A 14,357-nucleotide genomic window follows, 5' to 3' on the forward strand; every position below is an offset into this window, starting at 1 on the left:
TGACTCGCGGGAGCGGGTACGGTGACCGCGTAATGACGAGCCGAGTCGGGTGGTGGACGTTGTGCTGATGCAGGGGTTCGCAGGCTTCATGTGGCTGCTGAGCATGGCCCTGATCGTTTTCAGCGGTTTCGCGCTGTTCGACGCCGCCATCCGCCGCGAGGACGCCTACCGCGCGGCCGACAAGAAGACCAAGCCCTTCTGGCTGATCATCCTGGGGCTCGCCTTCGTGGTGAACCTGATCTTCAACATCCTGTCGTTCCTGCCGATCATCGGCCTCATCGCCACGATCGTGTACATGGTCGACGTACGCCCGGCGATCCGCGCCCTCCCGGGCGGCGGCCGCAGCGGCCGAGGCAGGGGTTCAAGTAGCGACGGCCCCTACGGCCCCTATAACGGAGGTCGCTAGAAGCGCCCCGTCAGGGGCGCGGGGCTGTGTCGATTTGCGGCTCCGCCGCGGGGCGCGACCAGCCACGAAGCACCCGCAGACGGCAAACGGCAGAACCCGCAACGGCGATGCTCGGCTAACCCTCCCGGTCGAGCAGCAACACCGCCACGTCGTCCGCCAACTCACCCCCATTGAGCGCCCGCACCTCATTCACCGCGGTCCGCAGCAGTTCCTCACCCCGCAACCCCTCGGAGAGCTGGCGGCGGATCATGGCCACCATCCCGTCCTGCCCGAGCCGCTCCCGCCCCTGACCGACATGCCCCTCGATCAGCCCGTCGGTGTAGAGCATCAGGCTCCACTCGGCGCCCAGCTCGACCTGCATCCGGGGCCATCGAGCGCCCGGCAGCAGTCCCAGCGCGGGCCCGTTGTTGTCGTACGGCAGCAGACGCGCGGGCCGGCCAGGCCGGGCCACCAGCGGTGCGGGGTGCCCGGCGAGACACAGTCCCGCCCGGCGCCCGTCCGGCGCGATGTCGACCGTGCACAGGGTCGCGAAGATCTCGTCGTCGGAGCGCTCGTGCTCCAGCACCTCCTGGAGCGTGCCGAGCAACTCGTCCCCGCACAGCCCCGCCAGGGTCAGCGCCCGCCAGGCGATGCGGAGCTCCACGCCGAGCGCCGCCTCGTCGGGGCCGTGCCCGCAGACGTCACCGATCATCGCGTGCACGGTCCCGTCGGGAGTCCGTACGACGTCGTAGAAGTCCCCGCCGAGCAGGGCCCGCGAGCGCCCCGGCCGGTATCGCGCGGCGAACCGCAGCGAGGAGCCCTCCAATAGCGGTGTGGGCAGCAGCCCGCGCTCCAGGCGCCGGTTCTCCTGCGCCCGCACCCGTCCCTCGGCGAGCCTGCGCTCTGCCGTGTCGGAACGTTTCCTCTCCACCGCGTACCGGATCGCCCGGCTCAGCAGCCGACCGTCCAGTTCGTCCCGGAAGAGGTAGTCCTGGGCGCCCACCCGTACCGCCTCCGCCCCGCGCTCCGCGTCTCCGGACGCGGTCAGCGCGAGGACCGCGTGCCGGGGTGCGAGCTCCAGGACATGACGGAGTACGGCGAGCTCGTCGTCGTCAGCGGTGCGGCCGGAGCCGGGCAGCGCGAGGTCGAGCAGGATGCAGTGCACGTCGTCGGTGAGCAGCCGCTCGGCCTCGGTGAGGTTGCGGGCGGTGCGCACGCGGATCGGCCTGCCGGCCGGGTCCAGGAGTTCGGGGACGACGGTGGAGCCGCCGGGATCGTCCTCGATCACCAGCAGGGTCAGTTGGGTGGCGGCGTTGTTGTCGACCGTGGCTTCCTTGCGCGGGGTGTCGTCCTTGGAGGGAACGTCCAGGGGTGCGGCCTGCGCCTGACCACTTTCCACGGCCGGGATCGCGCGCTGCCGCGGTATGGGTACGGGCATGGTCTCGGATTCCTTCCCTCCCCCCGAGGGCACGATGGGGCGAGGGGTCTCGATCCACCGACGGGGACCATAGCGGGTGCCGGGCCGGGAAAGGAATGGTGTGCGACACGCGGCTTGGCCGGTGGCCACTGTCATATGCCGCGTTCTGTACCGCAGTTGGACAGGTGACAGGTGTCGTGGGGATGACGAACGTCACGTTGGCGGAAGGTTTGCGGGGCCGTCAGGGGTGCGCCGCATCACATGACCGAGGTCTCACCAGGCCGTGGAGCGACGCTCACGCGTCCGGTCGCACCACGCCGAGGATCGGCATCGAGCCCGCGCCCGCCAGGGTCACCGTCCGTCCCGGGCGCGGGGCGTGCACGATCGCGCCCTCGCCGAGGTACATCGCCACATGGCTGGCGTCGTCGAAGTAGATGATGAGGTCGCCGGGCCGCATGTCCTTGATGTCGATGTGCTTGAGCTGCTTCCACTGCTCCTGCGAGGTGCGCGGAATCGGCTTGCCGGCGCTCGCCCAGGCCTGCGAGGTCATTCCGGAGCAGTCGAAGGCGTCCGGGCCCTCGGCGCCCCATTTGTACGGTTTGCCGATCTGGGCTGTCGCGAACCGGACGGCGATCTTGCCTGCCTCGCTGGCCTTGCCGTCGATCTCGTCGAGGATGCCCGAGTCCAGCCAGGCGCTCTGGGCCTTGTGGGCCGCCTCCTCCTCCAGCTCGGCGAGGCGCTCCTTCTCCCGCTCCTCCAGCTGGGATTCGAGCTGCTGGGCCGCCGCGATCTGCTGCTCGACCTTCCTCTTGGCCGCCGCCTTGGCCTTGCGGCCCGCCTCCAGCTTGGTCCACTGGGCCGAGGCGTCGTCGGCGTACTGCTTCAAGTCCTGCTGGGTCTGCGTCAGTTCGGCGATGAGGGCCTTGGTGGCGCGCTGGCCCTGGAGGACCCGGCCGGTCGCGTCCAGGAACTCCTGCGGGCTGTCGCTCAGCATCAGCTGCGCCTCGTCCGGCAGGCCGTTGCTGCGGTACTGGGCGGCGGCCGCGGCGCCCGCGCGGGCCTTCAACTGCCTGAGCCGCTCCTGGCCCTTCACGATCTTCTTGGCCAGCGCGACGATCTGGGCCGACTGCTGTTCGGCCTTCTCCTCGGCGGCGTTGTAGGCATCGGTGGCCACGGCCGCGTCGTGGTAGAGCGCGTCGAGGCGCTTGCGTACGGCCTCGATGTCCTTGTTGGTGACGGTGGTCGGTGCGGCCGTGGGGGAGGGGGCCGGGGTCGGACTCGGGGCGGCGAAGGCGGTGCCCGGTGCCGCGAGCACGACGACCGCGCCGATCACGGTCACGGCCGTAGCGATCAGACCGCGCTTGCCCGTCCCCATACCTGTGCCCCCAGAGCTGATTGACCGTCAGTAACTTACGGCGCTCGGGGGATCGTGCCACGTCAGGGCAGAAAGCGACAGAGGCAGGCCTTCACGGGCGTACCCCTGCGCGCATCTCCGCGCCTTCGCGTCTGTCGGTCCTTCCCCCACTCCCCGCCACCCGAAGACGATCTCCCCGACTCTGTGACGAACGACTCACCCAGATCGTTCCCGCCGCGCGGTGGTCCGGAGTTCACGTTCGACGCGCCCCCTGCTCCCCCGCCCCGGCTCACCCCCGCGGCGCCAACGCCCCCCAAGTCACCGTCACTTCCCCCTGCTGCCACCGCGAAGGTCCGTCCGTCAGCGGCCAGTCGGTGGAGAGGTGGCGGGCCGTTCGGATCCAGCGCTGGCGGGCGCCGTACGACGCGTAGGGGGCCGCCGCCGCCCACGCGCGGTCGAAGTCGTGGAGGAAGGCGTGCACCGGCTCGCCCGGGACGTTGCGGTGGATCAGTGCCTTCGGCAGCCGCTCGGCGAGGTCGGAAGGCCGTTCCAGGGACCCCAGCCGTGTCGCGAAGGTGACCGTCCGCGGGCCCTCGGGGCCGAGCGCGACCCACACGTGCCGGCGCCCGATCTCGTCGCAGGTCCCCTCGACGAGCAGTCCGCCACGGGAACCGTCCGAGGCCGGCGCGAGCCGCGCGCACAGGCGCTCCCACACGGCGGCCACCTCGGCCTCGTCGTACTGGCGCAGCACATTCGCCGCCCGGATCAGCAGGGGCCGTTCGCGCACCGGGATCTCGAATCCGCCGTGCCGGAAGAGGAGTCCGTCCCGTTCGTAGGGCAGGGCCGCCGCCACCCGTGCCGGTTCGATCTCGACGCCGACCACGCGCGTGCGTGGAGCGGCCTCCCGCAGTCGCGCGAGCAGTTCGACGGCCGTCCAGGGCGCGGCCCCGTACCCGAGGTCGACCGCGACCGGATCGGCGGCCCGGCGCAGCTCGGCGCCGTGGGTCGCGGCGATCCAGCGGTCCATGCGGCGCAGCCGGTTGGGGTTGGTCGTCCCGCGCGTGACCGTGCCCACGACGGGGGTCCCCGCGCTCGGGCGACGCCGAGAGTGGGGGTGGGAGGCGGCACGGGACGTCATGCCTACGAGGGTATGTGGCGGCTACGCGGCCGGGTGCCGGCGCCGGAGGGGCGCCGATCCGGTCGAGGGCCCCACAGCTCGCCGAATGTCTGTTGTCCGCACCCGGGGCAGGGGTACCCGACACCGAGGACCTCCATGACGCACCCCACTCTCGAACGGTTGACCGACACCCGGTAATGCCTCGGTAAAAACCGCCCCGCCCGGAATGGGAATGCATCCCTCCGGTGTTCGTCACCTTGGAGGGCGTCCCGCACCCTCTGAACGGCATGCCCGCAGCAAGGAGGAACGCCACGTGAGCCAGTACGTCAGCAGGCTCCAGCGTCGCTCTCCGGCCACGCCCGCGCGGCTGTGGCTGCCGCACCGCCGCCCCCGCCGCGTCGCCATGCTCTCCGTGCACACCTCACCGCTCCACCAGCCGGGCACCGGCGACGCGGGCGGCATGAACGTCTACATCGTCGAGCTCGCCCAGCGCCTCGCCGCGATCAACATCGAGGTCGAGATCTTCACGCGCGCGACCACGGGCGGTCTCCCTCCGACCGTCGAGATGGCCCCCGGCGTCCTCGTCCGCCACATCGACGCCGGCCCCTACGAGGGCCTCAACAAGGAGGACCTCCCCGCCCAGCTGTGCGCCTTCACCCACGGCGTGATGCAGGCGTGGGCCGGCCACCGCCCCGGCCACTACGACCTGGTCCACTCGCACTACTGGCTCTCCGGCCACGTGGGCTGGCTCGCCGCCCAGCGCTGGGGCACCCCCCTTGTGCACGCCATGCACACCATGGCCAAGGTCAAGAACGCCAACCTCGCCGACGGCGACACCCCCGAGCCCGCCGCCCGCGTCATCGGCGAGACCCAGATCGTCGCCGCCGCCGACCGCCTCATCGCGAACACCGCCGAGGAGCGCGAGGAACTCGTCCACCACTACGCGGCCGACCCCGCCAAGGTCGCCGTCGTGCACCCCGGCGTGAACCTCGACCGCTTCCGCCCGGCGGACGGCCGCGCGGCGGCCAGGGCCCGTCTCGGCCTGCCCCAGGACGCCCTGATCCCCCTCTTCGCGGGCCGCATCCAGCCCCTGAAGGCCCCCGACGTCCTGCTGCGCGCGGTGGCGGTCCTCCTCGACCAGCGCCCCGACCTGCGCTCCCGCATCCTCGTCCCGATCGTCGGCGGCCTCAGCGGCAGCGGCCTCGCCAAGCCGGAGGGCCTGCAGAAGCTGGCCTCCCGGCTGGGCATCGCCGATGTCGTACGGTTCCACCCGCCCGTCGGCCAGGAACAGCTCGCCGACTGGTTCCGGGCCGCGTCCGTGCTGGTCATGCCCTCCTACAGCGAGTCCTTCGGGCTGGTCGCCATAGAGGCCCAGGCGGCCGGCACCCCGGTGCTCGCGGCGGCGGTCGGCGGGCTGCCGGTGGCCGTGGCCGACGGACGGACCGGCTTCCTCGTACGAGGACACGATCCGGCCGCCTACGCGCGCGTGCTGCGTGATTTCGCCGACGACCCGGCGCTGTCGCCCCGTATGGGCGAGGCGGCGGCCCGGCACGCGCAGTCCTTCGGCTGGGACACCGCGGCCGCGGCGACGGCGGACGTCTATGTGGCCGCCGCACAGTCGTACCGGCGTCACGTACGCTCGCTGCATGGCTGAGGCAGAGAAGGCGGCGCAGGTCATCGAGGGCGTCCTCAAGGACGCCGAGGTCGAGTGGGAGAGCCCCGCGCCCGGCAACTACGTCGTGCAGCTCCCCGGCACCCGCAAGCTCAAGACGACCGTCTCGCTGCTGGTCGGCCGCCACTCCCTGTCCGTGAACGCCTTCGTCATTCGCCACCCCGACGAGAACGAATCCGGCGTCCACCGCTGGCTCCTGGAGCGCAACCTCAAGCTGTACGGCGTGAGTTACGCCGTCGACCGGCTCGGTGACGTCTACGTCGCCGGCAAGCTCCCGCTCGCCGCGGTCACCGCCGACGAGGTCGACCGCCTGCTGGGCCAGGTCCTGGAGGCGGCCGACGGGAGCTTCAACACCCTGCTGGAGCTGGGATTCGCCACCGCGATCCGCCGGGAGTACGAGTGGCGGGTGGCCCGGGGCGAGTCGACGCGCAACCTGGACGCGTTCGCGCATCTGACCCAGCGCACGCAGGACTGATCCGGCGTACGGAGGACTGACCCGGCGCACGCAGGACTGCCCCGGCGTACGGAGGACTGCCCCGGCCCGTCTGCCGTCGATGTCGGTGAAGCTAACCCCCGACGATCGTCGATCTCCGCGCGCTCCCCCGGTACCGCCCCGGCGTCACCCCCACCAACCGCTTGAAGTGCCGGGTGAGATGGGCCTGGTCGTGGAAGCCGGTGAGCGCGGCGACCTCGGCGGGACCGCTCCCCGCGAGCAGCAGCCCCCGGGCCCGGTCGACGCGGCGCGAGGTCAGGTACTGGTGCGGCGCGATGCCGTAGGCGCTGCTGAACGCCCGTACCAGATGCGCCGGATGGGCCTGGACGGCCGCCGCGGCCGCTTCCAGGGACAGCCCCTCCACGACCCGCTCGTCGAGGAGTTCGCGCAGCCGGCGGGCGAGCGCCGGGTCGCGGCGCGCGGGTTCGCCGTACGACTGAGGCCGCAGGAGGGTTCGGAGCCGGTCACCGATGAGGGTCAGCCGGCTCTCGGCCTCGAACTCCTCACCGGGCCTCGTCAGCGCCGTGTGCAACTGCCCGACCCGCTGCCGCAGTACGGGGTCCCGCAGATCGGGACCGTCGACGGCGGGCCCGATGAGCTCGTCGCCGAGGTGGGTGCCGTCGAGGTAGAGGACCCGTTTGCGGAAGCCGCCGGGGGTGGCGGGGGAGCCGTTGTGCGGCACGTGCGGCGGCAGCAGGGACACCGTGTCGTCCGGGGTGCCGTGCTCGTGCCGGTCGAGGTCGTACCGTACGGCGCCGTCGTCCACGATGAGCAGCGTCCACGCCTCGTGCACGTGCATCGGGTAGGCGTACTCGGTGAAACGGGCGTGGAAGACCTCCGTGACGCCCGGGACGGTCGGGCGCCACGCAGTGACCTCCTGCGGGGTCGTCGGTCTCGGCGCCATGCAAAGAACGTACAAGACGGCGTCGTACGACGGCCGCGAGTCTGGTCGCATGAGTACTGAACCCATCCGCTTCGACACCAAGATCGCCGTCCTGCTGCGCGAGGACCTGGAGACCTGGCAGCGCCTGAACGTCACCGCCTTCCTGGTCAGCGGCCTGGCCGCACAGGCACCCGAGGTGCTCGGCGAACCGTACGAGGACGCCGACGGGGTGCCCTATCTGCCGATGTTCCGGCAGCCGGTCCTGGTCTTCGAGGGCACCAAGGAGACGCTGACGGCGGCCCACACGCGCGTGCTGTCCCGCTCGCTGCCGCGCGCGCTCTTCACGAGCGACCTGTTCGCGACGGGCAACGACCGCGACAACCGCGCGGCGGTACGGGCGGTCGCGACGGCGGACCTGGACCTGGTGGGGCTCGCCGTGTACGGGCCGCGCAACGCGGTGGACAAGGTACTCAAGGGGGCGCGGATGCATCCCTGACGGTCATGGGTGTGCGGACGCGTCCCTAGGGTCGTGGGTGGGCGGACGCGTCCCTGGCGGTCATGGGTGTGGCAGTCGTGGGTGGGCGGACGCGTCCCGGGCGGTCATGGGTGTGGCGGTCATGGGTGGGCGGACGCGTCCCTGGCGGTCATGGGTGTGGCGGTCATGGGTGTGCGGACGCGTCCCTGACGGTCACGGGTCCGGCAGTCATGGGTGTGCGGACGCGTCCCTGGTCGCGGCGGGGGCCTTTTCGAGTACGGCGGTGCGGGGCCCCTCGTCGGGCAGCCGGCGCATGAGGGCGGCGTACCCGGCCGCGGCGACCGTCCCGACGACCGCGCACAGTCCCCACAGCCAGGCGGCGCCGTAGTGGTCGATGACGAAACCGGACATCAGGGGCGCGACGAGCGCCGCGAGGGACCAGGACAGGGTGTACATGCCCTGGTAGCGGCCGCGGCCGTGCGCGGGGGAGAGGCGCACGACGAGCCCGGTCTGGGTGGGCGCGTTGATCATCTCGCCGAGCGTCCACACGCACACGGTGAGGGCGAAGAGGCCGACGGACCCGGCGAAGGCGGTGAGCCCGAAGCCGTACCCCGCGAGCAGGGACGAGACGACGAGGAGCCGCTTCTGGTCCCGGTCCTGGATGAACCGGGTCACCGGGATCTGCAGCGCGACGATCAGCACGCCGTTGAGGGCGATGGCCAGCCCGTAGTCGGCGGGGGTGAAGCCGGCCTCGCCCATCGCGACGGGCAGTCCGATGGACCCCTGCTGGAAGATCACGGCGACCAGGAAGGACAGTCCGACGACGCTCATGAACCGTCCGTCGCGCAGGACGGTACCGAGGCGGACGGCGTCGGGTGTCCGCTCGGCGTGCGGAGCGGCGGGCCGGGACTCGGGCAGCTTGAGGAAGACGACGACGGCACAGACGGCGGTCATCCCGGCCTCGATGAGGAAGCCCGCGAGATAGCTGAACTCGGCGATGAACCCGGCCGCCGCGGAGGAGACGGCGAAGCCGAGGTTGATGGCCCAGTAGTTGAGGGAGAAGGCCCGCACCCGGTCCTCGGGCCGCACGATGTCGGCCATCATCGCCTGCACGGCCGGCCGGGAGGCGTTGGAGGCCATCCCGACCAGGAAGGCGACGGCGGCGATGGCGACGGGGTGGTGCATGAAGCCGAGCAGCGCGACGGAGGCGGCGGTCGACGCCTGGGCCACGAGCAGGGTGGGCCGCCGCCCGAGCCGGTCGGTCATGACCCCCGCCCCGAGCGAGGACACGACCCCGCCCAGCCCGTGCAGCGAGGCGACGAGACCGGCGTAGGAGGCGGAGTAGCCGCGGTCGAGGGTGAGGTAGAGCGCCATGAAGGTGGCGACGAAGGCGCCGAGCCGGTTGACGAGGGTGCTGGTCCACAGCCACCAGAACTCTCGGGGGAGCCCGGAGACGGTCTCGCGGGTGGCGCGTCTCAGGGTGGCGAGCGGCATGGACGGTCCCCCATGTATGTAAGTGTCCCGGATGGCAGGCACAACTTACGAAGAGGGGCCGACGCCGGGCCACTCAATTAACAGATCCCGTCAACCGTCCGTCTGTCGAGCGGGCACTACCCGGACCGAGGGTGTGGATTACGCTCATACGCATGGCCGACGCACCGTACAAGCTGATCCTCCTCCGCCACGGCGAGAGCGAATGGAACGCGAAGAACCTGTTCACCGGCTGGGTGGACGTCAACCTCAACGAGAAGGGCGAGAAGGAGGCAGTCCGCGGCGGCGAGCTCCTGAAGGACGCCGACCTCCTGCCCGACGTGGTCCACACGTCCCTCCAGAAGCGCGCGATCCGCACGGCCCAGCTGGCGCTGGAGTCCGCGGACCGCCACTGGATCCCGGTCCACCGCTCGTGGCGCCTGAACGAGCGCCACTACGGCGCCCTCCAGGGCAAGGACAAGGCGCAGACCCTCGCGGAGTTCGGCGAGGAGCAGTTCATGCTGTGGCGCCGCTCCTACGACACGCCCCCGCCGCCGCTCTCGGACGACTCGGAGTTCTCCCAGGCCTCCGACCCCCGCTACGCCTCCATCCCCCCGGAGCTGCGCCCCCGCACGGAGTGCCTGAAGGACGTCGTCGTCCGCATGCTCCCGTACTGGTACGACGGCATCGTCCCGGACCTCCTGGCCGGCCGCACGGTCCTGGTCGCGGCCCACGGCAACAGCCTCCGCGCCCTGGTCAAGCACCTGGACGGCATCTCGGACACGGACATCGCGGGCCTGAACATCCCGACGGGCATCCCCCTGTACTACGAACTGGACGCGTCCTTCAAGCCGGTGACGCCGGGCGGCAAGTACCTGGACCCGGAGGCGGCCGCGGCGGCGATCGAGGCGGTCAAGAACCAGGGCAAGAAGAAGTAGGCCTGATCGCTTGAGCCCTCTGCCCGCGCTGCTGCTGCTGCGGGCAGGGGGCTTGGCTGTGTCCGCTGGTTCGGGCTGGCAGCGGATGGGTTGGTCAGGGTTGGCAGTTGTTCCACAGGGGCGTCAGGTGGGGCGGGAGTTCCGGGATGGCTGCGCAGCCCTGGGGGGATGCGGGGAAGGTGTCGCTGGTCAGGAAGGTCCAGGTGGTGCCTGGGCGTTCGATGAAGTACTTCGTCGCGGCTCCGTCGTCCTGCAGGGCCACCTGTTCGGCCTCCGTGCTGCCCGGAGTGAGCTGGAAGCGGGTTGCGGCGTAGAAGGTTCCGCCGCAACTGCCGTAGTAGAAGGTGCCCTTGACCGGGGTGATGTGGCGCAGGGGTGGCTGGGCCTGTTTGCCGTAGGCCGTGGTGACGTCTGCCTTCACGGTGGGGGACACCCGCAGCGATCGGCAGGTGTCGGGCCTGGCCGGGGCGCCGGCCGTTGTGGGGCGGGGGGAGCCGGCTGAGCCGGTCGATCCCGCCGGGCCCGTGCCCGGGCCGGTGCCGGTGCTCGGGGTGCAGCTTGCCAGTAGGGCCACTGCCGCGGCTGCCATGCTCAGAGCCGCGGCGCGGGACAGGGAACGGTTTCGGGGTGCCATTTCGGGTCTTCCTCCCTGGTACGTCCAGACAGGGCCGAGATGGCGTAACTCGCGTACGTTGTCCCGGTCTTGTATCTCAGGACGCCGCGCCGTGCTCCGCGGTTTCACCGGGTCGCGTGCGGCTCCTCCGCCTCACGGGACGTGGCCTCCCCGCACACCGATGCGCTCCAGACCTCCTGCACGAAGAAGGGCCCCGGCATCACCCGGGGCCCCTCACCGCCGTACAAGAAAAATCAGCCGCACTGGCACGGGTTGCCCGACTGGCACCCGCACCCGCACCCCGACCCGCAGCCGCACGCGCCGATGACCGTCAGGGTCCTGATCGCGGCGGGCTGCTCGGTCGGGCGTTCCTGGGTGGGGTCGGGCTGGGGGGTGCTGGGGGATTCGGCCATGGGGCCCTCCTGGAGATGAGGGCCTGACCTTCCGACCGCCGGACCCACCGCCGGTCCAGACCCTGTGCCCATTGGATGCCCGCTCCCCTGGGCGCATCAACGGCGCACAGAGGCTCGCGCACGCCCTGACAGGGCCCTTCACCACGCCTCACGACACCGCACCACACCTCCGCACGCCTCACCCCACCAGCGCGCACCCCGGAGGGATCACGCCCCCTCCACCCCCGTGACCGCCTGGATCTCCGACTGGATCTCGTCCGCGTGCTCACCCGTCACCAGGTACACCACGCGCTTGGCCACCGACACCGCGTGGTCGGCGAAGCGCTCGTAGTAACGGCCGAGGAGCGTGACGTCCACCGCCGTCTCGATGCCGTGCTTCCACTTGTCGTCCAGCAGGTGCTGGAAGAGCGTGCGGTGCAGCAGGTCCATCTCGTCGTCGTCCTGCTCCAGCTGGAGCGCCAGGTCGACGTCCTTGGTGATGATGACCTCCGCCGCCTTGGCCATCAGGCGCTGGGCGAGCTGGCCCATCTCCAGGATGGTCGCGTGCAGGTCGTGGGGGATCGCCTTCTCGGGGAAGCGCAGCCGGGCGAGCTTCGCCACGTGCTGGGCCAGGTCGCCCGAGCGCTCCAGGTCGGCCGACATGCGCAGGGAGGTGACGACGATGCGCAGGTCCGTCGCCACCGGCTGCTGGCGGGCGAGCAGTGCTATCGCCCGCGCCTCCAGGTCGTGCTGGAGGTCGTCCACCTTCTGGTCGGCCTCGATCACGCTCTCGGCCAGCTTCAGGTCGGAGTCGAGGATGGCCGTCGTGGCGCGTCCGATCGCCGAGCCGACCAGGCGGGCCATCTCCACCAGACCGTCGCCGATCGAATCAAGTTCCTCGTGGTACGCGTCCCGCATTGTCGGTTCCCTCTCGTACGTCGTTCCTGTGGGTTCCAGGGGCCAAAACCGGCCGCGAAACCGGTGCTACCGGTTGTGAAACCGGTGCTGCGTACCCCACGCTCCCACGTTCGGCCCCGTACGCGTCCGTTTCCGCCCTCCCAAATGAACCACCACTGGCTCTAAGGTGAACTCTGAGCGACGAGTGTTCGAGCTCCCACTCGGACGGCTGTGGCCAGGACGGATCCCATGCCTAACCTGGAGGCATGGACGTGAACGCGGCGGTCGCCGCAGCGGCAGCGATCGCCGGTGTGCTCACCGGTGTCATCGCCATGCTGGCGTTCCGCTGGAGCGAGCGGGAGCAGAAGCGCCCCACCCGCACCTCCCTGCACACCGACCCCGTCCTTCCGCCGGGCGTGGACACCGTCCTCTCCGTGCTCCGTTCCTCGGCCGTCGTGCTCGACGAGGCCGACGCCGTCGTCAAGGCCAGCTCCGCCGCGTACGCCCTCGGGCTGGTCCGCGGCGGCAAGCTCTCGGTCGAACCGATGCTCCAGATGGCCCGGGACACCCGCAGGGACGGCGAGATACGCCAGGTCGAGCTGGACCTGCCCAGGCGGGGGACCGGACGAGGGGAGGCGCTCGCGGTCTCCGCGCGGGTCGCGCCCCTCGGCTCCCGGCTGGTGCTGCTCCTCGTCGAGGACCTCACCGAGGCCCGGCGGATCGAAGCGGTGCGGCGGGACTTCGTCGCGAACGTCAGCCATGAGCTCAAGACCCCGGTCGGCGCGCTCTCCCTCCTCTCCGAGGCCGTCATGGACGCCTCCGAGGACCCGGAGGCCGTCGAACGCTTCGCCGGCCGAATGCAGATCGAGGCCACCCGCCTGACCAGCCTGGTCCAGGAGCTCATCGACCTCTCCCGGGTGCAGAACGACGACCCGCTGGAGGACGCCGAGCCGGTCCGCGTGGACGAACTGGTCGCCGAGGCCATCGACCGCTGCCGGCACCAGGCCGGCACCAAGCAGATCACCATGGCCGCGGCCGGCGCGGCCGAGCTGCGGGTCTGGGGCAACCGCGGCCAGCTCGCCGCCGCCCTCGGCAACCTCGTCGAGAACGCCGTCAACTACTCGCCCGCCCGCACCCGCGTCGGCATAGCCGCTCGCCGGGTGTCCGCGCCGGGCGGCGACCTGATCGAGGTCGCCGTCACCGACCAGGGCATCGGCATCTCCGACAAGGACAAGGAGCGCATCTTCGAGCGCTTCTACCGCGTCGACCCGGCCCGCTCCCGCCAGACCGGCGGCACCGGACTCGGTCTCGCGATCGTCAAGCACGTGGCCGCCTCGCACGGCGGGGAGGTCACGGTGTGGAGCTCGGAGGGACAGGGCTCCACGTTCACTCTCAGGCTGCCGGAGGCGGGCGCGGCCCGCGACCGCGCGCTCCAGCACCCCGACCTCGACGACGAGGACGGGCCCACCCCCGAGTCGACTTCTTACGACCCGCTTCCCGCCCCGGAGGTCCTTCCGTGACCCGAGTGCTCGTCGTCGAGGACGAGGAGTCCTTCTCCGACGCCCTGTCGTACATGCTCCGCAAGGAGGGCTTCGAGGTCGCGGTGGCGACCACGGGCCCCGACGGACTCGACGAGTTCGAGCGCAACGGCGCCGACCTCGTCCTCCTCGACCTGATGCTGCCGGGCTTGCCCGGCACGGAGGTCTGCCGCCAGCTGCGCGGCCGCTCCAACGTCCCCGTCATCATGGTGACCGCCAAGGACAGCGAGATCGACAAGGTGGTCGGCCTGGAAATAGGAGCCGATGACTACGTCACCAAGCCGTTCTCCTCGCGCGAGCTGGTCGCCCGTATCCGCGCCGTCCTGCGCCGCCGCGGCGAGCCCGAGGAGGTCACCCCGGCCGCGCTGGAGGCCGGTCCGGTCCGCATGGACGTGGACCGCCACGTGGTCACGGTCTCCGGCTCCAAGGTCGACCTGCCCCTCAAGGAGTTCGACCTGCTGGAGATGCTCCTGCGCAACGCGGGCCGCGTCCTGACCCGCATGCAGCTCATCGACCGCGTCTGGGGCGCCGACTACGTGGGCGACACCAAGACCCTCGACGTCCACGTCAAGCGCCTGCGCGCCAAGATCGAACCCGACCCGGGCGCGCCGCGGTACCTGGTGACGGTGCGGGGCCTCGGATACAAGTTCGAGCCGTAAAGAGCCTCAAGAAACGGCACGCCGAAGGGCGGGACCTCCTCGGAGGTCCCGCCC

Annotated in this window: 15 protein-coding genes; 7 read left to right on the top strand and 8 right to left on the bottom strand. The window is 71.2% G+C overall.

Features of this window, described 5'->3' with window-relative positions:
* Positions 1 to 67: 67 nt before the first annotated feature.
* The gene (locus ACFULQ_RS37130; RefSeq protein ID WP_030318102.1) at positions 68 to 406 is read left to right on the top strand and encodes a DUF2516 family protein; all 339 of its coding nucleotides are present in this window, start codon (positions 68 to 70) and stop codon (positions 404 to 406) included.
* Between the two features lie 115 nt (positions 407 to 521).
* On the opposite strand, the gene ACFULQ_RS37135 is transcribed toward ACFULQ_RS37130, so the two are convergent.
* The 3 genes from ACFULQ_RS37135 to ACFULQ_RS37145 all read right to left on the bottom strand — a co-directional run bounded on the left by ACFULQ_RS37135 (position 522) and on the right by ACFULQ_RS37145 (position 4,231).
* Positions 522 to 1,823 carry a PP2C family protein-serine/threonine phosphatase gene (locus tag ACFULQ_RS37135; RefSeq protein ID WP_383552707.1) on the bottom strand — a complete coding sequence of 434 codons (1,302 nt, stop codon included), beginning with the start codon at positions 1,821 to 1,823 and terminating at the stop codon, positions 522 to 524.
* 274 nt (positions 1,824 to 2,097) lie between these two features.
* Positions 2,098 to 3,177, bottom strand: coding sequence for an NlpC/P60 family protein (locus ACFULQ_RS37140; RefSeq protein WP_383552709.1), 1,080 nt, complete (start codon positions 3,175 to 3,177; stop codon positions 2,098 to 2,100).
* Between the two features lie 268 nt (positions 3,178 to 3,445).
* Positions 3,446 to 4,231: a class I SAM-dependent methyltransferase gene (locus ACFULQ_RS37145; protein ID WP_383552734.1), complete on the bottom strand. Its 786-nt coding sequence runs from the start codon at positions 4,229 to 4,231 to the stop codon at positions 3,446 to 3,448.
* 355 nt (positions 4,232 to 4,586) lie between these two features.
* Here ACFULQ_RS37145 and mshA point away from each other — a divergent pair, with 355 nt between their 5' ends.
* Together mshA and ACFULQ_RS37155 are read left to right on the top strand one after the other, a co-directional pair.
* A complete protein-coding gene (mshA, locus tag ACFULQ_RS37150; RefSeq protein ID WP_383552712.1) occupies positions 4,587 to 5,927 on the top strand; it encodes a D-inositol-3-phosphate glycosyltransferase in 1,341 nt (446 codons plus the stop codon).
* Entirely contained in the window at positions 5,920 to 6,420 is a 501-nt protein-coding gene (locus tag ACFULQ_RS37155) for a YbjN domain-containing protein (protein ID WP_383552715.1), read from the top strand. The genes mshA and ACFULQ_RS37155 overlap by 8 nt, the downstream gene beginning before the upstream one ends.
* 91 nt (positions 6,421 to 6,511) lie before the next feature.
* On the opposite strand, the gene ACFULQ_RS37160 is transcribed toward ACFULQ_RS37155, so the two are convergent.
* Positions 6,512 to 7,342 (bottom strand): AraC family transcriptional regulator, encoded by an 831-nt coding sequence (locus ACFULQ_RS37160; protein WP_383552717.1) that lies wholly within the window; start codon positions 7,340 to 7,342, stop codon positions 6,512 to 6,514.
* Between the two features lie 49 nt (positions 7,343 to 7,391).
* Here ACFULQ_RS37160 and ACFULQ_RS37165 point away from each other — a divergent pair, with 49 nt between their 5' ends.
* A complete protein-coding gene (locus tag ACFULQ_RS37165) occupies positions 7,392 to 7,817 on the top strand; it encodes a DUF2000 family protein (protein WP_383552719.1) in 426 nt (141 codons plus the stop codon).
* 207 nt (positions 7,818 to 8,024) lie between these two features.
* Here the strand turns inward: ACFULQ_RS37165 and ACFULQ_RS37170 are convergent, their stop codons facing one another.
* Positions 8,025 to 9,290: an MDR family MFS transporter gene (locus ACFULQ_RS37170; protein ID WP_383552722.1), complete on the bottom strand. Its 1,266-nt coding sequence runs from the start codon at positions 9,288 to 9,290 to the stop codon at positions 8,025 to 8,027.
* A 152-nt stretch (positions 9,291 to 9,442) separates the two neighbouring features.
* On the opposite strand from ACFULQ_RS37170, the gene ACFULQ_RS37175 reads away from it, so the two are divergent.
* Positions 9,443 to 10,204 (top strand): phosphoglyceromutase, encoded by a 762-nt coding sequence (locus ACFULQ_RS37175; protein WP_383552725.1) that lies wholly within the window; start codon positions 9,443 to 9,445, stop codon positions 10,202 to 10,204.
* Positions 10,205 to 10,298: 94 nt separating this feature from the next.
* Here the strand turns inward: ACFULQ_RS37175 and ACFULQ_RS37180 are convergent, their stop codons facing one another.
* The 3 genes from ACFULQ_RS37180 to phoU all read right to left on the bottom strand — a co-directional run bounded on the left by ACFULQ_RS37180 (position 10,299) and on the right by phoU (position 12,127).
* Positions 10,299 to 10,625: a hypothetical protein gene (locus tag ACFULQ_RS37180; protein ID WP_383552728.1), complete on the bottom strand. Its 327-nt coding sequence runs from the start codon at positions 10,623 to 10,625 to the stop codon at positions 10,299 to 10,301.
* Between the two features lie 446 nt (positions 10,626 to 11,071).
* Positions 11,072 to 11,230: a hypothetical protein gene (locus tag ACFULQ_RS37185; RefSeq protein ID WP_167348002.1), complete on the bottom strand. Its 159-nt coding sequence runs from the start codon at positions 11,228 to 11,230 to the stop codon at positions 11,072 to 11,074.
* A 207-nt stretch (positions 11,231 to 11,437) separates the two neighbouring features.
* Positions 11,438 to 12,127, bottom strand: coding sequence for a phosphate signaling complex protein PhoU (phoU, locus tag ACFULQ_RS37190; protein ID WP_383552731.1), 690 nt, complete (start codon positions 12,125 to 12,127; stop codon positions 11,438 to 11,440).
* Between the two features lie 245 nt (positions 12,128 to 12,372).
* On the opposite strand from phoU, the gene ACFULQ_RS37195 reads away from it, so the two are divergent.
* The gene (locus ACFULQ_RS37195) at positions 12,373 to 13,626 is read left to right on the top strand and encodes an ATP-binding protein (protein WP_037709741.1); all 1,254 of its coding nucleotides are present in this window, start codon (positions 12,373 to 12,375) and stop codon (positions 13,624 to 13,626) included.
* Positions 13,623 to 14,303: a response regulator transcription factor gene (locus tag ACFULQ_RS37200; protein ID WP_015659563.1), complete on the top strand. Its 681-nt coding sequence runs from the start codon at positions 13,623 to 13,625 to the stop codon at positions 14,301 to 14,303. The genes ACFULQ_RS37195 and ACFULQ_RS37200 overlap by 4 nt, the downstream gene beginning before the upstream one ends.
* The last annotated feature ends 54 nt before the right edge of the window (positions 14,304 to 14,357 follow it).

Origin of the sequence: Streptomyces sp. NPDC057253 (genome assembly GCF_042669125.1) — a bacterium.
GTDB lineage: Bacteria > Actinomycetota > Actinomycetes > Streptomycetales > Streptomycetaceae > Streptomyces.